Origin of the sequence: Pseudomonas sp. NFPP24, from assembly GCF_900112095.1 — a bacterium.
Taxonomy (GTDB): Bacteria; Pseudomonadota; Gammaproteobacteria; order Pseudomonadales; family Pseudomonadaceae; genus Aquipseudomonas; species Aquipseudomonas extremorientalis.
The window spans coordinates 244779-269383 of sequence record NZ_FOKD01000005.1 but is presented as its reverse complement, the minus strand read 5'-3'; the positions used below and the strand labels follow the sequence as shown (position 1 = coordinate 269383).

Below are 24605 nucleotides of genomic sequence, written 5' to 3'. Positions count from 1 at the left end.
GGGAAGCAAGATGCAAAAGGATGAACGCCACCCATTGAGCGACGCCATGCGCGCGCGGGTGCTACAGGAGCTTGACCGCATAGAGCGCGAACGCAATGTCACGGTGTTGTATGCCTGTGAGTCCGGCAGCCGGGCCTGGGGGTTTGCGTCCACCGACAGCGACTATGACGTGCGCTTTGTCTACGTGGAAAAACCCGACTGGTTCATGCAGGTAGATGCGCCGCGCGATGTGATCGAGCGTCCGTTGGATGACGAATTGGATGTCAGTGGCTGGGAGTTGCGCAAGACCCTGGGCCTGCTGCGCAAATCCAATCCCACGTTGCTGGAATGGTTGGACTCGCCGCTGGTGTATCGCCAGCACGTCGAGGCCACACAACCGTTGCGCGCCTTGGCAGAGACGTTCTACAGCCCGTCGGCGGCGCGCAGTCATTATCTGTCAATGGCCAAGAAAAACTTCCGTGGTTACCTGCAAGGCGACACGGTGCGGTTCAAGAAGTACTTCTACGTGCTGCGGCCATTACTCGCGGTGCGTTGGATCGACCTCGGGCTGGGCCGGCCGCCGATGACGTTCGCCGATTTGTTGAGCACCGTGGATGACGCGCAACTGCTCGATGAAGTGGCAACCCTGCTGGCGTTGAAACGCAATGCCGGGGAAGCGGCCTACGGGCCTCGGCGTCCGGCGCTGCACGCGTACATACAAGCTGAATTAGAACGCAGCGTGCCTGGATTGCCACGAACTCATGCGGATTCACAACAACTGGACCAGTACCTGCGGGACACGGTCAAACGCTTTGCTTAAGGATGACGATGAAACAGGACGTGATTGAACTCGACGGCGCCATCGGCGGTGGCCAGGTACTGCGCAGTGGCCTGAGCTTGTCGATGGTGACCGGACTGACCCTGCGGATTAAAAATATTCGCGCCAAGCGCAGCCGGCCAGGGTTGATGCGTCAACACCTGACCGCTGTGCTGGCGGCGGCGCGAGTCTGTGGGGCCCAGGTACACGGTGCGCAATTGGGCTCGCAATCCCTGGTGTTCGAGCCGGGGCCGATTCAAGGCGGCGAATACCGCTTCAGCATCGGCACCGCCGGCAGTTGCACCCTGGTGTTGCAGACCCTGTTGCCGGCCTTGCTGCGCGCGCCCACGGCCAGTCGCGTGACGATCTGCGGCGGCACCCACAATCCGCTGGCGCCGCCGGTGGACTTTTTGCAGCGGGCCTGGCTTCCGCTGTTACGGCGCATGGGCGCGGTTATCGAATTGAGCTTGAACCGGTATGGGTTTGTGCCTGCCGGTGGTGGTGAGTTGGAGGCGTTTATTCAGCCGGCGCAACTGGCACCGTTGCAGTTGATGCAGCGCGGAAAACTGCTCGAAGCCCGGGCGATAACGCTTAACGCCGGGTTGCCTGCGCAGGTCAGCGAACGCGAGTTCAAGCGCGTGCGCCAGCGCTTGTCGTTCGATGACTCCCAGTTGTGCCCGATTGAGATCGACCCGGAACGAGGTCCGGGCAACATGCTGATGTTGGAGTATGTCCATGAGCACGTCACCGAAGTGTTCAGCGCTTTTGGCCAGGTCAACGTGCGCGCCGAGACGGTGGCTGACCAGGCGATCGAGCAGGTCATGGAATGGAAGGGCACCGACACGGCTGTGGGCGAACATCTGGCCGATCAATTGTTGTTGCCGATGGCATTGGCCGGCGGTGGTCGTTTCACCACACCGCATATGAGCGACCATCTGCACAGCAACATGCAGGTGATCCAACACTTCCTGCCCGTGCTGATTGAGAGTCACGTGCGGGAGGAGGGCGGTTTGATCATCCAGTGCCGTGCCCGCTAGAGGTTCTCCGACGTCACAATCTGCGGCGGTATATACACCCGCTGCCGCACCGGATCGAACCCTTCGGCAGTCTGCAACTCCACCATCAACTGCACCAACGCCGTCGCCGTCTGCCCCGGCTGCGAGTCCATCACCACATCGATCAAACCCTGGCGCAGCGCCTGGCGCGACAGCTCGGTGGACTCCTGCAGGATGCAGCACAACGCCGGCCGCCTGGGCAACTGCGCCAGGGCGCTGATGATGCCGTCGCCGCCGCCACCCACCACGCATAGACCGCGCAGATCGCTGTGGCGGCTGATCAGGTCGAGGGTGGCTTCTTCGGTAATGTCGCAGTTGTCGAGGTTGATCAACGGCTCCAGCGGCTTGAGCCCCGGCGCGTGCTCGGCCAGGTAGCTGTGCAGGCCTTCGACCCGTGCCTGGTGGCCGAGGAAACGATGGCCGCCGAGCAGGATGCCCACGCTGCCTTTGCGCGCGCCGCAGGTGCGGGCGAGCAGCCAGCCCATGGTGCGGCCGACCACATTATTGTCCTGGCCTACGTAGGGTTCCTCCGCCTGTTCGTGGATATCCGAGAGCAGGGCGACCACGGGCACGCCGGCTGCGCGGATTTGCGCCAGGCAGGCGTTGATCGACGGATGGGCAAAGCTGACCACCGCCAGGCCATCGCACTGCACGGCCAACTGTTCGATCTGCGCGACGATGGCGTTGGGCGAGCGGTCCACGATGTACTCGAACTGGCACGTCAGGTTGGCGTTGGCATGCTGTTCCGCGGCGGTGCTGATGGCCTGCGCCAGGCTGGCATAGAACGCCTGGGCGGTGGCCAGCAACAGGATGCCGAAGCGATAGGTCGGCCGACGCTCGCGAATGCGCTGGCCGATCAGCCGCGCCGCAAAATACCCCACGGCTTCGGCCGCCTGGAATACCTGCTCGGCAGTCTCGGGATTGACCGGTGCCCGCGCATTCAATACGCGGTCGACCGTGGCCACACTCAGCCCGGCATGGGCGGCCACGCTGGCGATGGTTGGGCGTTTGTTGTTGTTCATGACTGGCCCCTTGTGCGTCTTGATAGAAAACTATCAAGCCCCGCTGGGCCTGGATGATAGCTTGATAGGGAATGGATTCAAGGCCTTGAGGGTGAATAACCCGTTCTCTAAGGTGGGTTTCACACAGCACCAGAAACCACCCGCTTGTGGAGAACAATAACAATGCCTGAACACACCGCTCCTATCGGCCGCCGCGACTACAGCCTAACCGGCCCCGAAGCCGCCCGCGCCGCTGAAAAAGGCCTGGTCTCGGCCAGTTGGTACCAATCGCCGATCTCGCGTAAACGCATGAAAGAACTGATGCAACGCCGTGACGGCCCGGCACTGCTCGACACCGCGATCTGGGTGATCGCACTGTTTGCCAGCGGTTTTGGCGGCTACTGGTTCTGGGGCACCTGGGCCTGCGTGCCGTTCTTCCTGGTCTATGGCGTGCTGTATGGCACTGCTTCCAACCCGCGCTGGCACGAAACCGGCCACGGCACCGCCTTCAAGACCCGCTGGATGAACGATGTGCTGTATCAGGTCGCCAGCTTCATGTGCATCTTCGAACCCCACGTGTGGCGCTGGAGCCATGCCCGGCACCATACCGACACCATCGTGGTCGGCCGTGACCCGGAGATCGTCGAACCGCGTCCGCCGAGCTTCTGGATGATGTGCCTGAGCCTGTTCAACCTGCCCCTGGCCTGGAAAACCTTCAGCGGCGTGGCGCGCCATGCCATGGGCAAGATGAGTGCCCAGGAAGCGGACTTCATCCCCGAATCCGAATGGCCCAAGGTGTTCCGTGCCGCGCGTATCTGGGTCGGCATTTATGCCGTGGTGATCGGCACCGCGTTGTACCTGCATAGCTGGTTGCCGCTGATGCTGGTGGGCCTGCCGAGTATTTATGGCGCGTGGCTCGGCTATCTGTTTGGCCTCACGCAGCATGTCGGCCTGGCCGAAGATGTACTCGACCACCGCAGCAACTGCCGCACCATTTACATGAACCGCGTGCTGCGCTTTATCTACATGGACATGAACTACCACCTCGAACACCACATGTACCCGATGGTGCCGTACCACGCCCTCGCGCAACTGCACGACGAAATCCGCAGCGACTGCCCGCCGCCGTACGCCAACCTGTTCGAGGCATTCAAGGAGATCCTGCCGACCATCTGGAAGCAGCGCAGCGATCCCACCTATTTCGTCCAGCGCCCGATTCACCCGAATACGCCTCCGGCTGCCCATGCGCCGGTGCATGCAGAAACCGCTGCCGGTTGAACCCCACCCAAGAACAAGAGAAAAACGCCATGAACGATCAATGGATCGACGTCTGCGCCGTGGGCGAAATAGACGAAGAAGACGTGCTGCGCTTCGACCATGGGCCGCACACCTATGCGGTGTATCGCTCGGCCGAGAATGAATTCTTCGCCACCGCCGGGCTGTGCACCCACGAGAAAATCCACCTGGCCGATGGCCTGGTGATGGACCACGTGATCGAGTGCCCCAAGCACAACGGGCGCTTCGATTACCGCACCGGCAAGGCCCTCGGCGCGCCGGTGTGCGTCAACCTCAAGACCTACCCGGTGCGGGTCGAAGCGGGGCGGGTGTTGCTCGCTGTCACGGCCTGATCATGCACGATCCCTTGATCATCGTCGGCGCCGGTCATGCCGGCGGCCGTGCGGCGCTGACCTTGCGTGAAGAAGGCTACACCGGGCGGCTGATCCTGATTGGCGATGAGCCGCACTTGCCCTACGAGCGGCCGCCGCTGTCCAAAGGCGTGTTGCAGGGCACGGCGGACCTGGCCGGCTGCAGCCTGTGCGACAGCGCGCGACTGGCCGAGCTGGGTATCGAGCACATCGCCGCTAACCCGGTGACGCAGTTGCAGCCGCAACAGCATCGCCTGCAACTGGCCGATGGCCAATGGCTGCGGTACGCCGGCCTGCTGCTGGCCATCGGTGGGCGGGCGCGCCGCTTGCCTCAGGAGCAGGCCAACGTGCTCTACCTGCGTACTCACGATGAAGCGCTGGCCCTGCGCGATGCGCTGAAGCCCGGCACGCGGTTGGTGGTGGTCGGTGGCGGCTTTATTGGCCTGGAAGTGGCGGCCACGGCACGTGGCCTTGGCTGTGAGGTCACCCTGCTCGAAGCCGGGCCGCGATTGGCGGGCCGGGTGTTGCCGGCCGTTATCTCTGAGGCGCTGTTGGCCCTGCATCGCCAGCACGGGGTCGACGTTCGCCTGAATGTGGCCTTGGAATCGAGCCAGGCCGACGCCGTGCTGCTGGTGGACGGGCAACGCTTGCCCTGCGACCTGGTGGTGGTCGGCATCGGCATGCAACCCAATATCGAATTGGCCGCCGCAGCGGGGTTGGACGTGGGCCAGGGCATACGCGTGGATACGCACCTGCGTACCAGTGCGCCGGATATTTTTGCGGCCGGTGACGTGTGTGAGTTTCGCCTGGATGGCCTCTATCAGCGCCAGGAAACCTGGCGCAACGCCGAGGTCCAGGGCCGGCATGCGGCATTGAACCTGCTGGGCCGCGATGTGCCGTTCGAGGCGCTCCCCGGGTTCTGGTCCGACCAGTACGACTGGGGCTTGCAGACCGTCGGCGTGCTCACGCCCTCGACGGTCAGCCGGCCTTTGCCGGGCGGCGGCATGTTGCTGTTCCATCTCGATGCCGATCACCAGTTGCAAGGCGCGTGCGGATGGGCGCCAGGCAACAGCGTGGCCAAGGACATCAAACTCTGCGAGCGCCTGATCAGCGCGCGACGCTCACTCGATCCCGCCAGCCTGGCCAACCCCGAGCTGTCCCTCAAACACCTGCTGCGAGGCTGATATGCGCCAATTCCTGGTGTTCCAATCCCTGTGGGCCATGCAAACCGAACCCGGCCCACTCGAGGCTCAACTCGAGCGCATCAAGGCCGCCGGGTTCGACGGCATTACCGATCATTACTTCAAGCCCGCCGATGTCGCCCGCCTGCACGCCGCCGCCACGGCGCAAGGCTTGCAGATCGAAGGCCAGTTATTCCCGCAGTCGGTGGGTGACCTGGCCGCCGCGCTGGAGGTGATCAGTGGCTACGGCTGCCACCACCTCACCCTGCAAGCCGACGTGCGCCCACGCACGCAAAGCGAAGCGGCGCGATTGGTCGAAGGCTGGCAGCGCTTGGCCGAACAGGTGGAGTTTCCGGTGCTGCTGGAAACCCACCGTTATCGCCTCACCAATGATCTGCTGTTCACCCTTGACCTGCTGGCACAGATGCCCGACTTGAAGCTGCTGGCCGACCTGTCCCACTACGTGGTCGGGCACGAACTGCCGGAGCCGGGCGCCGCCGAGGACGATGCGCAGATACGCAGCATCCTGCGCCACAGCTGGGGTTTCCACGGTCGGGTAGCCAGCAGCGAGCAGGTGCAAGTCTCGTTGGCGTTTCCCCAGCACCAAGCCTGGGTCCGGCGCTTTACCGAGTGGTGGCGCTACGGGATCGAAGACTGGCTGGCGCGCCCGCAGACGCCGCAGAGCCTGTCCTTTACCTGCGAACTCGGCCCGCCGCCTTATGCGATCACCGGCGCGGACGGGTGCGAAATCAGCGATCGCTGGTCCGAAGCGCTGAAGATGCAGGCGCTGATTCGTGAGGTGTGGCGCAGTTGTCAGAAATGATCTGCTAATCTGCGCGGGTTCAATCTCGCCCTTTAGCCTGGACTTTCACCATGACCCCATCTTCCGTTCAGCCGCCCCTGGAACCGCAGTCCGTGTGCCACCCGATCACCAGCAGCGCGATTTTCATGGTCGCCACTGTTACCCCCGGCAGCGAGGACACGGTACGCGCCTGGTGCGCCGATATCGCCGGGCTGGTGCGCTCGGTGGGCAAGCGCGTGCCGGCCGGCAACCTGACCTGCGTCTGCGGGTTTGGCTCGGACGCCTGGGACCGCCTGTTCGGCGCGCCACGCCCGGCGGCGCTGCACCCGTTCCGCGAGTTCGGCGTGGAGGGGCGCATGGCCGTGTCGACACCGGGGGATATCCTGCTGCATATCCGCGCCGAACAGATGGACCTGTGCTTCGAACTGGCCACCCATCTCATGGCGGCCCTGGGCGACAGCGTGAAGGTGGTGGATGAGGTCCAGGGTTTCCGCTATTTCGACATGCGCAGCATCATCGGCTTTGTCGACGGTACCGAGAACCCGGTAGGGCGCAAGGCCGAGGGCTTCACCATCGTCGGCGACGAAGACAGCGAATTCCGTGGCGGCAGCTACGTGCTGGTGCAGAAGTACCTGCACAACATGACGGCGTGGAATGGCTTGACGGTGGAGGCCCAGGAGAAAGTGATCGGGCGCACCAAGTTGTCGGATATCGAGTTGGACGAAGAAGCCAAGCCGAGCAACTCCCACAGCGCCTTGACCGTCATCACCGACGAGCACGGTGAAGAAGTGAAGATCCTGCGCGATAACATGCCCTTTGGCCGGCCAGGTGCCGGGGAGTTCGGCACCTACTTCATCGGCTATGCCCGCTCGCCGCAGCCCCTGGAATTGATGCTGGAAAACATGTTCGTCGGCCGTCCGGTGGGCAATTATGACCGCCTGCTGGATTTCAGCACGGCGGTCACCGGCGGCCTGTTTTTCGTGCCCTCGGCCGACCTGCTGGAAGAACTGGCCGACCGAACCGACAGTCTGTAAGGCAACACGGTACAAAGGTGGGAGAGGGCTTGCCCCCTTCCACATTGGATTAATGGTGGTTTGAGATTAATGTCAGATCAGCTCAGCCACCCAGTGCTGACCGCCACAATCAGGAACACCCCCAACAGCGCGCGGTAGATCACGAACGGCCAGGTGGAGAACCGCTCCAGGAACTTCATCAGGCCCCAGATCGCAAAGAACGCCGAGACGCTCGCCACCACCAGACCGAACAGCAGATGCGGCCAGGCATGGGCCGGCATGTCGGCGTGGAGCAACACCCACAACTCCTTCAGCCCGGCGAGGGCGATGGCCGGCAGGCCCAGCAGGAAGGAGAAGCGTGCAGCTTCCTCACGCTTGAAATTGAGAAACAACGCAGCGGTCAGCGTAGAGCCGGACCGCGATACCCCCGGAATCAACGCGCCAATTTGCGCGATCCCGACGATCAACGCATCGCGCAGGCGCATTTCGCTCACCTCACGGGTGTGGCGTGCGCGCACTTCCGCCACAGCCAGCAGCACCGCCATCACCACGCAGGAAATACCGATCACCATCAGCCCACGCAGCGGCGAGTTGCAGGCATTCAAGGTCGACGACAACGCCAGGCCGGCAATCCCGATGGGAAGGGTCGCCAGCACAATCGCCACCGCCAACTTGAACCAACGGTCGTTGTAGTCACCCCGACGCACCGCGCCGATGCTGCCGGTGGTGACCTGGCGCACATCGCGCCAGAAGTAACTGACCACCGCTGCCAGCGCCGCCAGTTGCATGGCCGCAGAAAACGCCGAGCCGGGGTCTTGCCAGCCGAGCAGGGCGGGCACCACGCGCATGTGGGCGGTGGACGACACCGGCAGCAGTTCGGTAATGCCCTGGATCACGCCAAGGATGAAGATCTGTAGGTAATCGAGGGAGGCAAAACCCACATCCAGGCCGGCGGTACACATGTTGGTCAAAATAGGTGTCCTTGAAGAGCAGGGGCAAATTTCACGAAGTTTATTCGAAATGTTTCAAGGTTTTGGGCGAGGCAACACCTATTTGCAATCGGTTCAGCAAGTAGAAAGGTTGGCCTCTCCTCGCGTTTTGTGAACAATGGCGCCCTGCGTTTTTTCACCGAGAGCCCCATGCCCGAAGTCACCGTCGAATTGATCCAGACCGGCCCCGAAGCCGCCGAGCTGATCCGTAATCTCTACCAGTACTACGCCTATGAGTCGTCCGACTGGGAACAGGAAGATGTGGAGGCGGACGGCCGTTTCTACATCCATGACGAACACCTGGCCCGCTACTGGCAAGACCCGCAATGGAGCGCCAACCTGCTGCTGGTGGATGGCTACATTGCCGGCTTCCTGCTGATCGAAGGCAGCGAATTGCCAGGCATCGATGCCCTGGAGCTGGCCGATCTGTTCATCCTCAAGCGCTACCGCCGCAAAGGCATCGGCCGTGCCATCGCCAGCCAGGTGCTGTGCAGCGGCCAGGCCAATTGGCTGGTGCGGTTCTATGACCAGGACGAAGTGTCCCAGGCGTTCTGGCGCACGGTGCTGGATAACCTGCCGCGCCCGGTACAGACGATAGAGCTGGAGGATGACCCGCAGTTGGTCAGTTACCTGGTTACGCGGGCGGCCCTGCATTAAAGGCCTGTTGCATCACCGCCGGCGGCTGCCCGAACGCCCTCAGGAACGCCTGGCGCATGCGCTCGCGATCGCCAAAGCCGGTTTCGCGGGCCACCACCTCCACCGGGTGACGGCTGGTTTCCATCAGTGCCCGGGCGGCTTCCACGCGCAGGGCTTCGATGGCTTTGGCCGGTGTCTGCCCGGTTTCCTCACGGAACACCCGGCTGAACTGGCGCGGGCTCAGCCGGGCGACATCGGCCAAGGTCTCCACCGTGAGGTCGTGGGTCAGGTTCTCACGGGCGTAGGCCAGGGCCAGTTGCACGCGGTCTGACTTGGGGTCCAGCTCCAACAGCGCCGACAGTTGCGATTGTTCACTGCCGCGACGTTGGGCAATCACCAGTTTGCGCGCAATACGCCGGGCGAGGTCGCTGCCCAGGTCGTTCTCCACCATGGCCAACGCCAGGTCCACCCCGGCGCTCATGCCGGCACCGGTCCACACTTGGCCGTCCACCACGAACAACTTGTCTTCTTCCAGCTGGATGTGCGGGTAGCGCTTGCGAAAGGCCGGCGCGTGAATCCAGTGGGTGGTGGTGCGCTTGCCTTCCAGCAGGCCGGCTTCGGCCAGCACGAAGATGCCCATGCACAATGAGGCGACGCGCCGCGACTGGGCAGAGGCGGCCTTGACCTGTTCCAGCAGGTTGGCTTCCGGCAGGCGGAACTCCATGTAGCCGCCGACGATCAAGGTGTCATAGCCCTCGGCCCGAATGGGTGTGGTGTTCACCGAAAAGCCCTGGGATGTCATCACCGCGCCGCCGGTCTCCGAGACCAGGTGAAACGCATAGGCCGGCTCGCCGCGCAACAGGTTCGCGCACTCGAACACCGAGCCCACGCTGAGGCTCAGGCATTCGAAATTCGGGTAGACCAGCAGCGCAACGCTGTGCATCGTGTTTCTCCAGGGGGTAGGGGAGACGCGATTGTCGGTGGCTGGGCGAGAAACGGCAACTGCCGTCGAGCGATGTCCGAAAACCTTGCGGATATGACGTTGTGAGGCGACGCCCGGGCTCCTAAGCTTCAACCCACAGTCATCCCGAGGCACTCGACAATGAAAGTATTGATGGTATTGACCTCTCACGATCAGTTGGGCAACACCGGCCGCAAGACCGGCTTCTGGCTCGAAGAATTTGCCGCACCTTATTACGCGTTCAAGGACGCCGGCGCCGAGGTGGTGCTGGCATCCCCGGCCGGCGGCCAGCCGCCGTTGGATCCGGTGAGCGATCAGCCGGACTTCCAGACCGAACAGACCCGCCGCTTCGCCGCCGACCCGGCCGCGCAACAGGCCCTGGCGACCACGCTGAAGCTGGATTCGGTCAACGCCGATGCCTTCGACACCGTGTTCTACCCAGGCGGCCACGGCCCGCTGTGGGACCTGGCGGAATCGCCGGTTTCCATTGCGTTGATCGAGTCCTTCGAGCGTGCCGGCAAGCCGATCGGCTTTGTCTGCCATGCACCGGGTGCCTTGCGTCATGTCAAGGCGGTCAACGGCGAGCCGTTGGTCAAGGGCCGGCGTGTCACCGGTTTCTCCAACTCGGAAGAAGCCGCCGTTGAATTGACCGATGTAGTGCCGTTCCTGGTGGAAGACGAGTTCAAGAAGCTGGGTGGCCTGTATGAGAAAGGCGCTGACTGGCAGTCCTTTGTCATTACCGATGGCTTGCTCGTCACCGGGCAAAACCCCGGCAGTTCCAGCGATGTCGCCAAGGCCCTGCTGAAACTCACTGCCTGACTCAATAAACCGCTTGATGCATTGGCGACTTGAATAAGTCGCCAATGCTTTCGCGCGCTCGTAATCTGGAAGAATGAGATGACCGTTTTAAGTACCCCGGTGAAACTGGGTCACCACACACTGAACAACCGTATTGTGCTGCCACCGTTGACGCGCCAGCGCAGCGCCCAGCCGGGCGATATCGCCACTGACTTGATGGCCGAGTATTACCGCCAGCGCGCCAGTGCCGGCTTCATGGTCAGTGAGGGCACGCAGATTGAACCGCGTGGCCAGGGTTACGCGTGGACGCCGGGCATTTATACGCCGGCGCAGATCGACGGCTGGCGCAAGGTCACCGAGGCGGTGCATGCCGAAGGCGGGGTGATCTTCGCCCAGTTGTGGCATGTCGGTCGGGTGTCCCACAGCGCGTTGCAGCCTGAGGGTGCCGCACCGGTCGCACCTTCTGCTATCCAGGCAATTCAGGCCAAGGCCTTTATCGAAACGGCGCCGGGCGAGGGGCAATTGATGCAGCCGCCTGTACCGCGTGCGTTGACCACGCAGGAGGTCAAGGACCTGGTCGGGCACTACGCCCAGGCAGCGCGCAATGCACTGGATGCCGGGTTTGATGGGGTGGAAATCCATTCGGCCAATGGCTACCTGGTCAACCAGTTCATCTCGGCCCACGCCAACCAGCGTGACGACGAGTACGGTGGCTCGCTGCACAACCGCCTGCGCTTCCTGCGCGAGATCGTCGAAGCAGTGACCGCCGTGGTCGGGCCCGAGCGCCTGGGCGTGCGCTTCTCACCATTGTTCAGCGGCACCGACCAGGACCGGGTGTACATCGGCCTGGTGGAAGACGACCCGCACCACACCTACATTGAAGCGATCAAGGTATTGGAAGCGTCGGGCATCGCCTATGTGTCCATTGCCGAAGCCGACTGGGATAACGCCCCGGTATTGCCCGAATCATTTCGCCGAGCGGTACGCGACACCTTCAGCGGGCGGATCATCTATGCCGGTCGCTACACCGCTGAACGCGGTGCAGCACTGGTTGAAGCGGGGCTGGCGGATCTGATCGCATTCGGGCGGCCGTTTATCGCCAATCCGGACTTGCCGCAGCGGATTTTCAACGACTGGCCGTTGAACCCGCTGCGGGCGGAAGGGATGTATGGGGGAGGCGAAGCGGGTTATGTCGACTACCCGGTGTTCGCCGGGTAATCAAACCACCCGCAACACAATCTTGCCAATGTGATCGCCACCTTCCATCCGCGCATGCGCCTGATCGGCCTGGGTGTAATCGAACACCTGGTCGATCATCGGCAGGCAGCGCCCGGCTGCCAGCACCGGCCATACGTGCTCGCGCAGTTGATCGGCGATGGCGGCTTTCTCGTCCCTGGTACGGGCGCGCAGCAAGGAGCCGGTGACGACGGCGCGTTTGCCGAGGATGGTCAGCAGGTCCACGTCATTGGCCTTGGCGCCGCCGAGGAAGCCCAGCATCACCAGGCGCCCGTCCATGGCCAGGGCCTTGAGGTTGTTGTTGAGGTAGGAGCCGCCCATGATGTCGAGGATCACATCGACACCTTGAGCCCCGATCACCTCGGCAAAATCCTGCTCGCGATAATTGATGGCTTCAGCGCCCAAGGCACGGATGGCCGCACATTTCTCTTCGCTGCCAGCGGTGGCGAACGCCTGGATACCGAATTCGCGGCACAGCATCAGGGCGGTGGTGCCGATCCCGCTGGTACCGCCGTGGATCAGCACGCGCTGGCCCTTGTGCGCGCCGCCGATGCCGAACAGGTTGGCCCACACGGTGAAAAAGGTTTCCGGGATGGCGGCGGCTTGAATCCACTCCATGCCTTCGGGAACCGGCAACGCCTGGCTGGCGGGCACCGTGCAGTATTGGGCGTAGCCGCCGCCATTGGTCAGGGCACAGACCCTGTCGCCAATCGCGTATTCGCTGACGCCTTCGCCCAGCGCGACCACTTCGCCGGCCACTTCCAGGCCGGGGATCGGGCTGAAGCCGGGTTTCATCGGGTACTTGCCGGCACGTTGCAAGGCGTCGGGGCGGTTGACCCCGGCGGCGTGCACGCGGATCAGGATCTCGCCGGAGGCCGGGGAGGGCACCGGTTCCTGGCGCGGCTTGAGCACCTCGGGGCCCCCGGGCGTGGTGATTTCAATCAGGGTCATGTCGGTAGGCAGGGTCATTTGGCAAATCCTGTAAGGGGGAGCGTATGGGTTGGGACCGTGTCGAGCGGTCGACGGTTCAGCACAATCATGCCCAGTTCCAGGGCCAGGGCGACCACGATGGCGCCAGCGGCAATCACGAACAACAGCGCATGCTGGCCACCGCTGCTGTTGAACAGTGCCGAGTAGGCAAACCCGGACAGTGCCTGGAAGGTAGCAAAGGAGACGGTGGCGCGGCTCCACGCTACCTGCTGCTGATGATGGTTGGGCAGCAATTCATGCACCCGCGCCAAGGCCAATGGCACGATGCCTGGCGGGAACGAACCGAGGATCACCGCCAGTACGGCAAGGGCAGTGAACGAACTGGCCAGCGGCAACAGGCCGACGGCAACCGCCTGCACCACCAGCACCACACGGATACTCAGGCGTGCACCGAGTTTATCGGCGAGGAACCCGTAGCTTACCGGCCCCACAATCGCGCCCAGGCCGTACGTCACCCAGACCATCGCGCCGATGTGCGCACCATCACCCAGGCCACGGGCCACGTAATCCACCAGGAACACCATCGCCGGCACCAGGCCTGCGGCCATGAAGGCGTACTGGGCGAACAGCAGGTACACGCCGGACGGCATCCGCGCTGAAGTGGCCATTGGTGCTGCTGCTTCATGCAGCGTAACGCCGGGCCAGGCGAACCAGCTGGCCGCCGTCAACAGCAACGCCAGCAGGCCCAGGCCCAGCCACGTCTGCTGCAAGCCCAGGCTCAACAGCGGCGGCACCAGTGTGCCGGAGCCTGCAATGCCCAGGCCGATGCCGAGGAAGATCGCGCCACTGGCCAGGCCCCGGCGTGCGGCCGGTACGTGGGGCAATACGGTCGCGGCCACCAGCACCATGATTGCGCCGCCGGCAATCCCCGAGAGCAGGCGCCAGGCGAAGAACCACACCACCGACAACGGGAAGGCACAGGCGAAGAAGGCCAGGGTCACCGCTACCATCATGATGCGCAGGGCGGTCGTATTGGAGGTGCGCTGGGCGATGGGCCGGCCGATCAGCGCACCGATCAGGTAACCCACCAGGTTGGCGGCGCCGAGGTAGACCACGTCATTGGCGGAAAACCACTGGGCCTGGATCAGGCTGGGGATCAGCGGTGTGTAGGCAAAGCGTGCCAGGCCGATACTGACCAGGCTGGCACACAGGCCGGCAAAGATCGGCAGCCAGACCGCGCTGCGGGATGGTGCGTGGGAGTCGAGCATGATGGCTGTCCTGAAGTTTTTTCTGCGGCGGTCAGCATATCGGGCTTTTTCGATGCAATAATGCAGCGAATTAGCGTCATGATGATGCATATCTGCATCAATGGGAGGCCGCATGAATTGGGACGATGCACGGGTATTCCTGGCGGTGTGCCGCGAATCCACGTTGCGCGGCGCCGCACGGGTACTGGGCGTGGACCAGGCCACCGTAGGGCGCCGCGTTAACGCCTTGGAAAAGTCCTTGAACGCAACCTTGTTCCTGCGCACCTCCGAAGGCTACGCGCTCACGGCGGTCGGCGAAGCGGCGTTGCTTTCGGTGGAGAAAATGGAGCGCTCGGCCCTCGACCTGGAGCGCCAGATCCAGGGCCTGGATGACCGCCTGACCGGCACTGTGCGGGTCAGTACCACCGACTCCCTGGCCATCGACTTCCTGATCCCGGCCATCGCCTGCCTGCACGACAAACACCCCGACGTGCGCGTGCAACTGGACGCCTCCACGCAGATCCTCAGCCTGGCCAAGCGCGAAGCCGATATCGCCGTGCGCAACCAGCGCCCGGATAACCCCGACCTGATCGCCCGGCGTATTGCGCGCTGGCCGCTGGGGTTGTTTGCGTCCCAGGGTTACCTCGAGCGTCACGGCGTACCTGAGCCGGGCAGCCTGTTCGAAGGCCATGACCTGGTGGTCTACCAACCTCACCTGCAAAGCCAGAAGGACATGACCCTGGTCTCCGAGCCCCTCGGTCGCGGGCGCATCGTTGCTGCCTTGAGTTCCAGCCTGCTGGTGCGCCGCTCCATCGCTGCCGGCATCGGCATCGGCGAAATCCCGGTGTGCACCGGTGAGCGCGACGGGCTGGTGCGCCTGTGGCCGGAGCGCACCCGACCCCTGCCATATGACGTGTGGCTGGTGACCCACGCCGATCTGCGCCACACCGCACGGGTGCGGGCGGTGATCGATGAGATCGTGGCGGCGTTTGCCGGCACCGGGGAGTGAGGTCAGCACAGGCTTGCAAGCGCGGCGGTGGCTCGGTCGACACAATCGTTGTTTGTGGCAATCAACCGAGAGCACGTATGAACGAATCGACGCGTCAGGACCTGGGACTATTGTTTCTGCGGATCAGCGGGGCGCTGTTCCTGCTGTGGGTGCATGGCTTGCCCAAGTTGCTCAACTACAGCGAGCAATTGCAACTGATCGAAGACCCGTTTCACCTGGGGGCGAACATCACGTTGTTGCTGGCGATTTTCGCTGAAGTGCTGTGCCCGCTGCTGATCATTGCCGGGGTGCTGGTGCGCCTGGCGTGCCTGCCGATCCTGGCGGTGCTGTTGATCGCTTTGTTGGTGGTGCACCCGGAGTGGACGTTGTTCGAAGGGCAGTTCGGCTGGCTGCTGTTGATCATCTTCACCACCTTGCTGATCAGCGGGCCCGGTCGCCTGGTCCTGGGCCAGCGTTTCTCCTGAGCAAAAAAAGGCCGGGCAAGCCCGGCCAAAATAAGGAGAGGGTGGTGCAGGTGTTTCAGCGTTGCAGGAACGCCAGCAGGTCTTCGTTCAACTGCTGCGCGTGGGTCACGGCGAAGCCGTGTGGCGCGTCCTTGTAGACTTTCAGTTCGGCGCCCTTGATCGAGGCGGCCGCCACTTTGCCGGTGGTTTCGAACGGTACGATCTGGTCGCCATCGCCGTGGATCACCAGGGTCGGCACGTCGATTTTGGTCATGTCCGGGCGGAAGTCGGTTTCGGAGAACGCGGTCACGCAATCCACCGTCGACTTGAGGGATGCCAGCATCGCCACCTGCAGGGTCTGGGTCAGCACGCCTTCAGAGATCTTCTGGCCCTGGTTGATGCCGAAGAACGGCGTGTTGAAGTCGCTGATAAATTGCGCACGGTCTTTCAACAGGCCGGCCTTGATGCCATCGAACACTTCAGTCGGCACGCCCTGCGGGTAGTCCGCTTTCTGGCCGAACAGTGGTGTGACCGCGCCCAGCAGTACCAGGCCGGCCACGCGTGCGCTGCCGTGGCGTGCGATGTAGCGGGCGACGTCGCCACCGCCCATGGAGAAGCCCACCAGGGTCACGTCCTTGAGGTCCAGGTGTTCGATCAACTGGGCGATATCGTCGGCGAAGGTGTTGTAGTCGTTGCCGGTCCAGGGCTGATCCGAGCGGCCGAACCCACGGCGGTCAAACGCGATGGTGCGAAAGCCGCGGCTGCTCAGGTATTCCATCTGGTATTCCCACATGTCGGCGTCCAGCGGCCAGCCGTGGCTGAACAGCACGGGTTTACCGCTGCCCCAGTCTTTGAAATAGATCTGGGTACCGTCTTTGGCGACGAATGTGCTCATGAACATCTCCTTATCGAGGGGGGGATAAAACGCAGGATCACTATTGCCGTTAACCGGCTCGAGGGCTTGTACGGGTGTGCTTGCTTGGGGTTACCAGCTGAACTTGAGCTCGACCCCCAGGTAATTGCTGTCGTCACCGCCGGCATCGCGCAGGGTCTGGCCCACGTCGTAGTGCACGGCCTCGACGGCGCCGGTGAGGTTGGGGCTGAACACATAATCGGTGCGCACTTGCGCATAGGCGCCGGTCCAGCGATCGCCCTGGCCTGCGGTGCCGGCCACCGGCAGGTTGGGCTGGGTGTAGACCGCGTCGCTGGTGGTTTGGCGCCACAGCAGGCCGATGGCGGTTTGCACGCTGAGCCTGTCGATCGGCTTGACCGTGATCGACGGCTTGACGTGAATCAGGTTGCTGTAGCCGGTGTAGCCCGCCAGGGAAAAATAGTAGCCGTTGGGGAACAGCGGGTTGAAGGTGCCGACGGTGCCATCCCCGGTTTTGCGGTCGCCCGAGGCGATGTCCAGTTGCAGGCCGATGCGCGGTTTCCAGGCCAGGCTGTCGAAGGTGTAGCCGGTACGGCTGCCACCGGCCCAGGCGCGAATGTCCTTGTTGCCGACCGAGCCGCTTTGCAGCATCGCTTCGATGTCCCAGTCAAAGCCCATGGCCGCGCCGCCCAGGCGTGCGTCGAACAGGTGGCGGGTCTCGTCGCCGTCGGCGTCCAGGTAGTGGGCGCCGGTGCGCTCATACACGCCATAGTAGGCGGACAACTCGTTCTTGCCGCCCACCAGTCGCTCCACACGCACCATGTGGAAGCGCGCATCGCTGTTGGATTTGTCGTCGAAGTGACGCCCGTCCTGATACTGCACCGGCTGGCTGGCGATCCCGATAAAACGCCAGTTGGAGGTCTCCCAGTCGGCCCACAGCGCATCGAAGGACTGCCGCACATTCGGGCCGTCCCGCGATGAGATGAAGCGTTGCAGGTCGAAGGCGAAATCCTGGCGCCCGACACGGGCCTTGAGAGTCCCACTGCTGAAGGTATTCACGTACTCGGCGAAGGCCAGGCGCAGATCGACGCGATTCTGGTCGGCGCCGCCGATCGTGGTCTTGTCGTACGCCCGCACATCTTCCAATTGGGTGAACACCCGCCAGTGCTCGTTCAGATGCAGGTCGGCGTGGACCTGGAAGCGTTGGATCAGGTAGCGATCACGCTTCACATCCCGCACGCCGAAGCCACTGGCATCGTTCATCTCGAAACGCTCGCGCAACGTCGCGCCCAGGGACAGGTAGGTGTAGGGGTTCGCGCTGGACAGCGGGATGTACTTCAAGCTGTCCAGCGGCTGCGTGCGCAGCGCCGGGTCCTGCAAAACCGACCAGTCTTCCTGCCAGCGGTTGGCCTTGATGGCCGGGCGTGTCGCTTGCTCGTCCGCGTGGACGCTGCCGACGAGCACCGGCCACAGCACGGCCAGGCCCCAGCCTGTGCGGCGCATCATTTTGCGGCGTTGAGTTGATGGATCTCCGCGACGTAGCCGCCAGGAAATTCCACCAACGCACTGCGACGGCCTCTGCTGTCGAACGCAGGCACTAACACTTTCGCGCCGGAGCCGGTGGCCTTGCCCAGGGTGGCCGTCAGGTCAGCCACTTGATACCCGGTGGTCTCGTGGCCGAACGGGTAGGGCAGTTGGCCGTTGGTGACCAGTACCGCCATGCGCCCGAATGGCGATTCGATGTCGACGCGACGGTAGTTGCCGTTGGCTTGGCCGATATCCACGCCAGGGGCATGTTTGTCATCGGCCAGGACTTTGCCGTGGGAGAAGCCGATAAACGATTTGATAAAGGTGTCGGCACGCTCGGCACTGAGGTACACGCGGTTTTCCGGCACGGTCTGGAACGCGGCGTAATCCGGGGTCTTGGTGTGCCAGTAAAGCTGCATGTTCACACCGCCCGGCCACTGCACCACCGCGTCACGCCCGATCGGGTCGGGAAAGTCGCTGACGATCACCGCCGCGCCGTTCTCCCGGGCGGCCTTGAGGGCGACGTCCATGTCCTTGACCAGGTAACCGTTGCGCTCCTGGCCGAACGGGTGCGGGATCGGCGTGGTGAAACCGAACAGCGACACTGTGCCTGCCGGGGTCTGCAGCAGTTGCGACGTGGTGCTGCTGGGCACCGGCAACACGTTCACCACCACTTGGGGCGTGCTTGTGCCGCCGAATGTGGCCAGGAAGCTCTGGGTAAAACGCTCCACATCGGCCGGTGCCACATAGACGTGGCTGGTGTCGTATTGCGGGGCCACGGCGACCGCCGGTGTAGCGGCGAAGGCGCTGTTCATCATGGCCCCGGCCAGCAAGGTGACTGCCAGCGATACCGTCCTGACTTTTCTACACATACCCACTCTCCCGCGTTTTGAGAAAGTCTCGATCTTAGGGACGGGGCCGACCGGCGGATTGTACGGACGTGCTCGGTTGAACGATTCAGCGTCCATGCTGGTCATGGTTGAACGGTGGCATCCAGCAGCCCCAGGACATGCTCGACTTCTGCGCCAGGCACGGGATTGTCTCGGACATCGAGATGATCGATATCCAGGGTATCAACGAGGCGTATGAGCGGATGCTCAAGGGCGATGTGAAGTATCGGTTCGTGATCGATATGGACAGCTTGAAAAAGGAAAGCCAAGCGGCGTGAAACGCATTCCCTGAACCGCTGTAGAACCCTTGTGGGAGGGGGCTTACACCCCGATAGCAGTCGGCCAGTCACCGCATAATTGACTGACCCGCCGTTATCGGGGCAAGCCCCCTCCCACATTATTTTGTGGTGTGCCTGGACCGAGAGGTGCTCGTACAGAATCGTCGCCCCTACCAACATCAACACCACACCACCGACCATCTGCGCACACTTGCCCACCAGATCATGTGCAGCCCCAGCCCGACCAGCAGGGTAAACGCGATCCAGTGCTCCCAGTCTCTGGCTGAAACCCTCCCGTTAAGAGCGAACACTGCAACTGTGGCGAGCGGGCTTGCCCCGCGTTGGGTTGCGAAGCGACCCTGGAAGGAGGAATGCGGTGAATCAGGCATGCTCCGGGCGCTGGTTTTGGGGCTGCTGCGCAGCCCAACGCGGGGCAAGCCCGCTCGCCACAGGGGACTTATCGCCCGTTTTGAAAGGGTTGGCCCTCAGGGCCGCTGCGGTTTCACCGACGTCCCGAAGGTATTGCCCATGCGCACGCTGGTCGCCGCCGGGGTGGATAGGCCTACCGCGTTCGGCGGGCGTTTTTCGATGGGGAGGTTCTGCGCCTCGCGGTTCTTTTTGGCCGCCTTGGTTGCGTTCGTGTGGTTGCCCATCTGCTGGCTCAGGCAGCCATAGTCGGGCGCCTTGTAGCCATCCACGCTGACTTCGGCACACGTGCCGGCAGCGTTTTCGGCATGGGCGAACAGGGGCAGGGCAGCGCACAGCAACAGGCTGGCGAGGGTCGGTAACTGCTTCATCGGGCCTCCTGGCAGGCCCGAAGGAGTGGGCCGGTAAGGCTTGGAAGTCTAGTGCAGCGGGCCTCTCATCACCGTGATGTTTTTTTTGCTATCACCGTAACATCAGGTTCATAAACTGGCCTCAGGATGACGGTTTTCTAGGGCGCGTCGGCCGTGCAGCGATGCAGAACAGGGGGTGAACAGGGAGCCTGGAGGCGCGTCATGCGCGCCCTGGTCTTGCTGTTGCTGCTGGCCGCTGGTCGCGCGGCGCAGGCAGAGTCACCGCTGCTGCCGTTGAACCTGCCGGCGCAGGACCTGGAACATGCACTGCAAGCCTACAGCCGTGCCACCGGGATGGCGGTGCTGGTGGACCGTGAGTTGACGCGCGGGCGGCGCTCCATCGCAGTGCGCGGGCGCTTCACGGCGCAAGAGGCACTGGCGATGTTGCTGACAGGGAGTGGCCTGATGGCCCGTTATGCACGCAGCGATGCGTTTACCTTGCAGACCCCGCAAGTCAGCCCGCCGCCTACTACGCGGGGTGCGGCGGCACGCAACGCTGCGCGGATCAACAACAGCTACGCGACGGCGTTGCAGCAAGCCATCGAGACCAGCCTGTGCCGCTCGCCGTTGACCCGGCCCGGCAGTTTTCGCGCGCTGGTGCAGGTGTGGGTCAACCCGGAGGGGCGGGTCGAACACAGCCGGTTGGTGAGTTCCACCGGCGACGAACAACGCGATGAAGCACTGGTGCGCAGCCTGGCAGCGGCGCGGGTCGAACGCCCGGCGCCAAGCTCGCTGCGCCAACCGGTGACTTTACTTTTGATGCCTGACACAACAGGAACGCGCATGGAATGCACAGCCGCAAAAGGAGCCTCGGAGGGATGAAAAATACCGGGCACAGTACGATGGTCAGCCTGTTCCTGGCCTCTTACGAAGACTTCAAGGTGCGGTTGCGCAAGCGCCTGGGCTCGGAGGACCTGGCCAACGACGTGCTGCACGAGACCTACCTGCGCGTCGACCGCATGGACGTGCCGCCGAACCTGCAACAGCCCAATGCCTACCTGTACCGCATGGCCCTGAACATCGCCGCCGACCGCCGCCAGGCCGATGCGCGCCTGCTCACCGGCAGCGAGGTGGAAGAGCTGCTGCAAAGCGCCGACGAAGCCCAGGACCCGTCGCGAGTGGTGGGCGGCCAGAAAGAAATCCAATCCCTGGTCAAGGCCCTCTACGAACTGCCGGCGCGTCGGCGCAAGATCCTTATCGCCGCGCGCCTGGAAGAGGCGCCGCACCTGGAAATCTCCCAGCGTTTTGGCATTTCCACGCGCATGGTCGAAAAGGAAATCAAGGCCGCCCTGGGCCACTGTGCCAAGCGCCTGGAAAGAAAAGTGATTCAGCGGTTCGGTCCCGGGGCCGGAAAACCGTCTTAGTGTCGAGTCCCTGATAAATCCGTGAGTACGTGCGCGCTTGAATATTTTTAGCCTCTCCACCGCCCGGCAGTCCGCCGCCAGCCCCCTGCACGATGAAGCCCGCGACTGGCTGCTCCTGCTGACCTCGGGCCGCGCCACCGTGGCCGATGCCAAGGCCCTCAAAGCCTGGTGCGCGCAGAGCCCGGAACACGCCCAGGCTTTCGAACAGGCCAAGGCGCTGTGGCAGCAACTGTCCCCGGCCCTTGATCAAATGTCGCAACCGCGCAGCTTTGGCCGCCGTGCCTTCCTCGGCGGGGCCATCGCCGCCTCGGCAGCCGTGGTGATGGTGCGCGTCGGTGTGCCGGGCGGCTTCGCCGGGCTCACAGCGGACTATCGCACCGAAGTCGGCGAGCAGCGCCAAGTGCTGTTGAGCCAAGGCATCAGCCTGGAACTCAACACCCAGACCCGCATCAGCCGGGTGGGCGAGGGCATCGAACTGCTCGAAGGCGAAGTCGAGGTGGTCACCCACGTTGCGCAACCGCTGCTGGTCCAGGCTGGCGAGGGCTCGGTCAGCGCGGCGCAGGCACGCTTCAATGTGCGCAATACCGACCACCGGGTATGCGTCACCTGCATCGACGGTTCACTCGCGGTGGCCATCGCCGGGCGCAGCGTGCGCCTGGACAGCGGCCGGCAACTCACCTACGGCGCGTCCGGCGTCAGCGAGGTGACAATGGTGGACACCCAGGCAGTGGTGGCCTGGCGTGAACAGGTGCTGGTGTTCAACAACGCCACGCTGGCGACGGTGGTGGACGAGATCAACCGTTATCGCCCGGGCATGCTGCTGCTGTTGAACAAGGAACTGGGCCAGCGTCGGGTTCAGGCGCGCTTCAGTTTGCAGCAGTTGGCGGGCGTGGCGTTGTTGATCCGCGATGCGTATGGGGCCAAGTGCACGGAGTTGCCGGGTGGGGTGGTGTTGTTGAGTTGAGGGGCTGCCGCTCGTCGGGTAACTCCAATTTTTACGATGTAAATGGACCGGGCCAGAACGCTAATCTACGCCTGTCGCTTTCAGGTATGCCTGTGTGCTCATGGGTTGAGCGACCGGTCTTTTTCCTCTGACAGATCTCCTTTCTTATCCTCTCTGAATTGTCTTTCTCGTTTGTAGGGGAAAGGACTTTCAGCGTAAGAAAAAACCAGGAAATGTACGTTTCAAGTCTCACTTCCTATCCGGTTTCTTCCTTCGACTGACATTGTTCGGAAGCATCTGACAGCCCTCCAGAGGCTGTGTGACAGACAGGGCGACGCCCTCAGGAACGCCGAATTTTTTGTAACCTTTCCTGTTTTCCTTAAGCGTTTCAGCCTCGGCAGCATGGGTGCTCTTTCCATTTGAGTACCTGTGTGAGGGTGAAAGGATGCCGGCTGTTTTTCGACCTGCGCTGCTGGGGATAGCGCTGTTTTCAGGTCCGCTTCTTGCCGCGTCCCCCGTGTCGCCCGGCGACCGCGAATTGGCCCGTGAGCGTCAGCAGCAAGTGTTGGAAGAGCAGCGTCGTCGCCTTGAAGACCTGCAGAACCTGCCCGGCCAAATCGCTGTGCCAACGGCTCCCGCGCTGCTGGAAGACGGCCAGTGCATCACCGTCACGCGTATCAACATTGAAGGCGCGACATTGCTGCCCGAAGGCCAGCGAGAGGCGCTGCTGCAACCCTGGCAGGGGCGTTGCCTGGGGGTGCCTCAACTCAACGCCGTGCTCAAAAGCCTCACCGATCACTACCTGCATCGCGGCTACGTCACCACCCGCGCCTACCTGCCACAGCAGGACCTGAAACATGGCGAACTGAACATCATCGTGGTCGAAGGGCGCCTTGAAGGGCTCGACAGCTCATCGCTGGCCAGCCCGCTGGAGTCCGCCATGACCTTTCCCGGCACCGTAGGGGAGGTGCTCGACCTGCGCGAGCTGGAGCAGTGGGTGGATCAACTGTCGCGCTTGCCCTCGCGCCAGCCGCAGCTTGAGGTGTTGCCGGGGCAGGCAGTGGGGGGCAGCCGCGTGACGCTCAAAGGTGAGCGCCGCGAACCCTGGCGTGTCTCGGCCAACCGCAACAACCATGGCGATGCCAGCACCGGTCGCCAGCAGGCCGGTATCGGCCTGGATTGGGACAGCCCCCTGGGCCTGGCGGATCAATTGAACCTGCGGGCCAGCCGCGACACCGTCAGCGACCGCTGGCGCCATTCCCACAGCCAGAACCTGTTCTACAGCCTGCCGTATGGTTGGTGGACGTTCAATGTCAGCCACAGCCAAAGCTTCTACCGCACGCGCAACGACCTTTCCGGGTTTGCCTTCGCACTGTCAGGCGAGACGTCCAGCCAGCAGTTGCGCGCCGAGCGCGTGCTGCACCGCGATAACCTGGGCAAGACGGCGTTCAGCTTTGGCCTGAGCCACCTGCGGACCCGCAACTACCTGGAAGACGCGTTGCTGCGCACCTCCAGCCATCGCATCACGGAGCGTCAACTGGGCTTCAACCATGGCCGCCGCATCGGCAACGCCTTTCTCAACCTCGATGCCGGCTGGCAACAGGGCATCGGCGCCCTGGACGCCCAGCGCGATCTCTCTACACAGCGCGGCGCGCCGACCTCGCGCTATCAGAAATACACCCTGACCCTCAGCTATTTGCAGGCCTTTCGCTGGCTGGGCCAGCACTGGAGTGTCGACAGCCTTGCCACCGGCCAACACGCCGAAGACGAACTCTATGGGCCACAACGCCTGAGCGTCGGCGGCCTCGGTGCGGTGCGCGGGTTCCAGCAACAGAACCTTTCGGGCAATAGCGGCGGCTACTGGCGCAGCCAGGTGCGCTGGCGCCAACCGGTGGCCTGGGACGCGCTGCGGCCCTGGGTGCACGAAGTGGGCGTGGGCTTTGGCTACGACGTCGGAGTGATCCGCCGTGGCCCGCACAACCCTGACGTTGCCGGGCGCCTTACCGGCCATGCCTGGGAGCTCAGCGCACGCGGTACTCACCTTGCCGCTTCGCTGGTGCTCGCCCGCTCCCTGGAGCGCCCGGCCATCGTTGAACGTCGCGAACACCCGATCTACGCCCGAATCGACCTGTTTTTCTGAATAACAACAAGGA

The 24605-nt window shown here is 63.3% G+C and carries 25 protein-coding genes and 2 pseudogenes; 17 read left to right on the top strand and 10 right to left on the bottom strand.

What is annotated here, in order from left to right:
* The first annotated feature begins 10 nt into the window (after positions 1 to 10).
* Both BM026_RS12865 and rtcA read left to right on the top strand, forming a co-directional pair.
* Entirely contained in the window at positions 11 to 799 is a 789-nt protein-coding gene (locus tag BM026_RS12865) for a nucleotidyltransferase domain-containing protein (RefSeq protein ID WP_093128042.1), read from the top strand.
* A gap of 8 nt (positions 800 to 807) precedes the next feature.
* Positions 808 to 1833, top strand: a complete 1026-nt coding sequence (rtcA, locus tag BM026_RS12860) for an RNA 3'-terminal phosphate cyclase (RefSeq protein WP_093128045.1) — start codon at positions 808 to 810, stop codon at positions 1831 to 1833.
* Here rtcA and BM026_RS12855 read toward each other — a convergent pair.
* Positions 1830 to 2873, bottom strand: a complete 1044-nt coding sequence (locus BM026_RS12855) for a LacI family DNA-binding transcriptional regulator (RefSeq protein ID WP_092245969.1) — start codon at positions 2871 to 2873, stop codon at positions 1830 to 1832. The two genes, rtcA and BM026_RS12855, sit on opposite strands and share 4 nt — an antisense overlap.
* A gap of 162 nt (positions 2874 to 3035) precedes the next feature.
* Here BM026_RS12855 and BM026_RS12850 point away from each other — a divergent pair, with 162 nt between their 5' ends.
* Genes BM026_RS12850 through BM026_RS12830 form a run of 5 tightly spaced genes read left to right on the top strand, consistent with a single transcriptional unit; the run spans position 3036 to position 7515 of the window.
* Positions 3036 to 4130 carry a fatty acid desaturase family protein gene (locus BM026_RS12850; protein ID WP_092245966.1) on the top strand — a complete coding sequence of 365 codons (1095 nt, stop codon included), beginning with the start codon at positions 3036 to 3038 and terminating at the stop codon, positions 4128 to 4130.
* 29 nt (positions 4131 to 4159) lie between these two features.
* Positions 4160 to 4480: a MocE family 2Fe-2S type ferredoxin gene (locus BM026_RS12845; protein ID WP_058426960.1), complete on the top strand. Its 321-nt coding sequence runs from the start codon at positions 4160 to 4162 to the stop codon at positions 4478 to 4480.
* 2 nt (positions 4481 to 4482) lie between these two features.
* Positions 4483 to 5682: an NAD(P)/FAD-dependent oxidoreductase gene (locus BM026_RS12840; RefSeq protein WP_093528843.1), complete on the top strand. Its 1200-nt coding sequence runs from the start codon at positions 4483 to 4485 to the stop codon at positions 5680 to 5682.
* A gap of 1 nt (position 5683) precedes the next feature.
* Positions 5684 to 6502: a sugar phosphate isomerase/epimerase family protein gene (locus BM026_RS12835; protein WP_093528840.1), complete on the top strand. Its 819-nt coding sequence runs from the start codon at positions 5684 to 5686 to the stop codon at positions 6500 to 6502.
* Between the two features lie 50 nt (positions 6503 to 6552).
* Positions 6553 to 7515, top strand: a complete 963-nt coding sequence (locus BM026_RS12830) for a Dyp-type peroxidase (protein WP_093513722.1) — start codon at positions 6553 to 6555, stop codon at positions 7513 to 7515.
* A gap of 77 nt (positions 7516 to 7592) precedes the next feature.
* Here BM026_RS12830 and BM026_RS12825 read toward each other — a convergent pair whose 3' ends face one another.
* Entirely contained in the window at positions 7593 to 8465 is an 873-nt protein-coding gene (locus tag BM026_RS12825) for an undecaprenyl-diphosphate phosphatase (protein WP_092245958.1), read from the bottom strand.
* 168 nt (positions 8466 to 8633) lie between these two features.
* Between BM026_RS12825 and BM026_RS12820 the strand changes: the two genes are divergently transcribed.
* The gene (locus tag BM026_RS12820; protein ID WP_092246184.1) at positions 8634 to 9140 is read left to right on the top strand and encodes a GNAT family N-acetyltransferase; all 507 of its coding nucleotides are present in this window, start codon (positions 8634 to 8636) and stop codon (positions 9138 to 9140) included.
* On the opposite strand, the gene BM026_RS12815 is transcribed toward BM026_RS12820, so the two are convergent.
* A complete protein-coding gene (locus BM026_RS12815; RefSeq protein WP_071488257.1) occupies positions 9118 to 10062 on the bottom strand; it encodes a GlxA family transcriptional regulator in 945 nt (314 codons plus the stop codon). The genes BM026_RS12820 and BM026_RS12815 overlap by 23 nt on opposite strands.
* Before the next feature lie 159 nt (positions 10063 to 10221).
* Between BM026_RS12815 and BM026_RS12810 the strand changes: the two genes are divergently transcribed.
* Together BM026_RS12810 and BM026_RS12805 are read left to right on the top strand one after the other, a co-directional pair.
* Positions 10222 to 10899, top strand: coding sequence for a type 1 glutamine amidotransferase domain-containing protein (locus BM026_RS12810; RefSeq protein ID WP_092245952.1), 678 nt, complete (start codon positions 10222 to 10224; stop codon positions 10897 to 10899).
* Between the two features lie 78 nt (positions 10900 to 10977).
* On the top strand, positions 10978 to 12096 hold the full coding sequence (locus BM026_RS12805; RefSeq protein ID WP_093128055.1) for an alkene reductase: 1119 nt from the start codon (positions 10978 to 10980) through the stop codon (positions 12094 to 12096).
* Here the strand turns inward: BM026_RS12805 and BM026_RS12800 are convergent, their stop codons facing one another.
* Entirely contained in the window at positions 12097 to 13083 is a 987-nt protein-coding gene (locus BM026_RS12800) for an NAD(P)H-quinone oxidoreductase (protein WP_093528837.1), read from the bottom strand. It abuts the gene before it with no gap.
* Positions 13080 to 14312, bottom strand: a complete 1233-nt coding sequence (locus BM026_RS12795; protein WP_092245942.1) for a YbfB/YjiJ family MFS transporter — start codon at positions 14310 to 14312, stop codon at positions 13080 to 13082. Before BM026_RS12795 ends, BM026_RS12800 begins: the two co-directional genes overlap by 4 nt.
* 112 nt (positions 14313 to 14424) lie before the next feature.
* Here BM026_RS12795 and BM026_RS12790 point away from each other — a divergent pair, with 112 nt between their 5' ends.
* Entirely contained in the window at positions 14425 to 15300 is an 876-nt protein-coding gene (locus BM026_RS12790) for a LysR family transcriptional regulator (protein ID WP_071488262.1), read from the top strand.
* A 77-nt stretch (positions 15301 to 15377) separates the two neighbouring features.
* On the top strand, positions 15378 to 15764 hold the full coding sequence (locus BM026_RS12785; RefSeq protein ID WP_071488263.1) for a DoxX family protein: 387 nt from the start codon (positions 15378 to 15380) through the stop codon (positions 15762 to 15764).
* Between the two features lie 55 nt (positions 15765 to 15819).
* On the opposite strand, the gene BM026_RS12780 is transcribed toward BM026_RS12785, so the two are convergent.
* From BM026_RS12780 to BM026_RS12770, 3 genes are all read right to left on the bottom strand, one after another.
* Entirely contained in the window at positions 15820 to 16638 is an 819-nt protein-coding gene (locus BM026_RS12780) for an alpha/beta fold hydrolase (RefSeq protein ID WP_093528834.1), read from the bottom strand.
* Between the two features lie 90 nt (positions 16639 to 16728).
* The gene (locus BM026_RS12775; protein ID WP_093528831.1) at positions 16729 to 18120 is read right to left on the bottom strand and encodes an alginate export family protein; all 1392 of its coding nucleotides are present in this window, start codon (positions 18118 to 18120) and stop codon (positions 16729 to 16731) included.
* The gene (locus BM026_RS12770) at positions 18117 to 19013 is read right to left on the bottom strand and encodes a VOC family protein (protein WP_092245935.1); all 897 of its coding nucleotides are present in this window, start codon (positions 19011 to 19013) and stop codon (positions 18117 to 18119) included. The genes BM026_RS12775 and BM026_RS12770 overlap by 4 nt, the downstream gene beginning before the upstream one ends.
* Positions 19014 to 19120: 107 nt before the next feature.
* Between BM026_RS12770 and BM026_RS12765 the strand changes: the two are divergent.
* Positions 19121 to 19309, top strand: a pseudogene (locus tag BM026_RS12765) (NAD(P)-dependent alcohol dehydrogenase); the annotation flags it as partial.
* A gap of 141 nt (positions 19310 to 19450) precedes the next feature.
* On the opposite strand, the pseudogene BM026_RS29370 reads toward BM026_RS12765, so the two are convergent.
* Positions 19451 to 19555, bottom strand: a pseudogene (locus BM026_RS29370) (hypothetical protein); the annotation flags it as partial.
* Positions 19556 to 19794: 239 nt separating this feature from the next.
* A complete protein-coding gene (locus BM026_RS12760) occupies positions 19795 to 20106 on the bottom strand; it encodes a hypothetical protein (protein WP_093528828.1) in 312 nt (103 codons plus the stop codon).
* 201 nt (positions 20107 to 20307) lie between these two features.
* Between BM026_RS12760 and BM026_RS12755 the strand changes: the two genes are divergently transcribed.
* The 4 genes from BM026_RS12755 to BM026_RS12740 all read left to right on the top strand — a co-directional run bounded on the left by BM026_RS12755 (position 20308) and on the right by BM026_RS12740 (position 24592).
* A complete protein-coding gene (locus tag BM026_RS12755) occupies positions 20308 to 20967 on the top strand; it encodes a TonB family protein (protein WP_175507946.1) in 660 nt (219 codons plus the stop codon).
* Positions 20964 to 21509, top strand: a complete 546-nt coding sequence (locus BM026_RS12750) for an RNA polymerase sigma factor (RefSeq protein ID WP_016980117.1) — start codon at positions 20964 to 20966, stop codon at positions 21507 to 21509. The genes BM026_RS12755 and BM026_RS12750 overlap by 4 nt, the downstream gene beginning before the upstream one ends.
* Positions 21510 to 21546: 37 nt before the next feature.
* Positions 21547 to 22473 (top strand): FecR family protein, encoded by a 927-nt coding sequence (locus BM026_RS12745; RefSeq protein ID WP_071487878.1) that lies wholly within the window; start codon positions 21547 to 21549, stop codon positions 22471 to 22473.
* 424 nt (positions 22474 to 22897) lie between these two features.
* The gene (locus tag BM026_RS12740) at positions 22898 to 24592 is read left to right on the top strand and encodes a ShlB/FhaC/HecB family hemolysin secretion/activation protein (protein ID WP_093513716.1); all 1695 of its coding nucleotides are present in this window, start codon (positions 22898 to 22900) and stop codon (positions 24590 to 24592) included.
* The last annotated feature ends 13 nt before the right edge of the window (positions 24593 to 24605 follow it).

Coding starts and splice junctions, on each gene's coding strand:
- BM026_RS12815 (WP_071488257.1), bottom strand. CDS start 10,062: ATGCACAGCGTTGCGCTGCTGGTCTACCCGAATTTCGAATGCCTGAGC.
- BM026_RS12820 (WP_092246184.1), top strand. CDS start 8,634: ATGCCCGAAGTCACCGTCGAATTGATCCAGACCGGCCCCGAAGCCGCC.
- BM026_RS12800 (WP_093528837.1), bottom strand. CDS start 13,083: ATGACCCTGCCTACCGACATGACCCTGATTGAAATCACCACGCCCGGG.
- BM026_RS12795 (WP_092245942.1), bottom strand. CDS start 14,312: ATGCTCGACTCCCACGCACCATCCCGCAGCGCGGTCTGGCTGCCGATC.
- BM026_RS12780 (WP_093528834.1), bottom strand. CDS start 16,638: ATGAGCACATTCGTCGCCAAAGACGGTACCCAGATCTATTTCAAAGAC.
- BM026_RS12740 (WP_093513716.1), top strand. CDS start 22,898: ATGCCGGCTGTTTTTCGACCTGCGCTGCTGGGGATAGCGCTGTTTTCA.
- BM026_RS12805 (WP_093128055.1), top strand. CDS start 10,978: ATGACCGTTTTAAGTACCCCGGTGAAACTGGGTCACCACACACTGAAC.
- BM026_RS12855 (WP_092245969.1), bottom strand. CDS start 2,873: ATGAACAACAACAAACGCCCAACCATCGCCAGCGTGGCCGCCCATGCC.
- BM026_RS12790 (WP_071488262.1), top strand. CDS start 14,425: ATGAATTGGGACGATGCACGGGTATTCCTGGCGGTGTGCCGCGAATCC.
- BM026_RS12770 (WP_092245935.1), bottom strand. CDS start 19,013: ATGTGTAGAAAAGTCAGGACGGTATCGCTGGCAGTCACCTTGCTGGCC.
- rtcA (WP_093128045.1), top strand. CDS start 808: ATGAAACAGGACGTGATTGAACTCGACGGCGCCATCGGCGGTGGCCAG.
- BM026_RS12755 (WP_175507946.1), top strand. CDS start 20,308: ATGCGCGCCCTGGTCTTGCTGTTGCTGCTGGCCGCTGGTCGCGCGGCG.
- BM026_RS12840 (WP_093528843.1), top strand. CDS start 4,483: ATGCACGATCCCTTGATCATCGTCGGCGCCGGTCATGCCGGCGGCCGT.
- BM026_RS12810 (WP_092245952.1), top strand. CDS start 10,222: ATGAAAGTATTGATGGTATTGACCTCTCACGATCAGTTGGGCAACACC.
- BM026_RS12785 (WP_071488263.1), top strand. CDS start 15,378: ATGAACGAATCGACGCGTCAGGACCTGGGACTATTGTTTCTGCGGATC.
- BM026_RS12845 (WP_058426960.1), top strand. CDS start 4,160: ATGAACGATCAATGGATCGACGTCTGCGCCGTGGGCGAAATAGACGAA.
- BM026_RS12775 (WP_093528831.1), bottom strand. CDS start 18,120: ATGATGCGCCGCACAGGCTGGGGCCTGGCCGTGCTGTGGCCGGTGCTC.
- BM026_RS12750 (WP_016980117.1), top strand. CDS start 20,964: ATGAAAAATACCGGGCACAGTACGATGGTCAGCCTGTTCCTGGCCTCT.
- BM026_RS12835 (WP_093528840.1), top strand. CDS start 5,684: ATGCGCCAATTCCTGGTGTTCCAATCCCTGTGGGCCATGCAAACCGAA.
- BM026_RS12865 (WP_093128042.1), top strand. CDS start 11: ATGCAAAAGGATGAACGCCACCCATTGAGCGACGCCATGCGCGCGCGG.
- BM026_RS12760 (WP_093528828.1), bottom strand. CDS start 20,106: ATGAAGCAGTTACCGACCCTCGCCAGCCTGTTGCTGTGCGCTGCCCTG.
- BM026_RS12830 (WP_093513722.1), top strand. CDS start 6,553: ATGACCCCATCTTCCGTTCAGCCGCCCCTGGAACCGCAGTCCGTGTGC.
- BM026_RS12850 (WP_092245966.1), top strand. CDS start 3,036: ATGCCTGAACACACCGCTCCTATCGGCCGCCGCGACTACAGCCTAACC.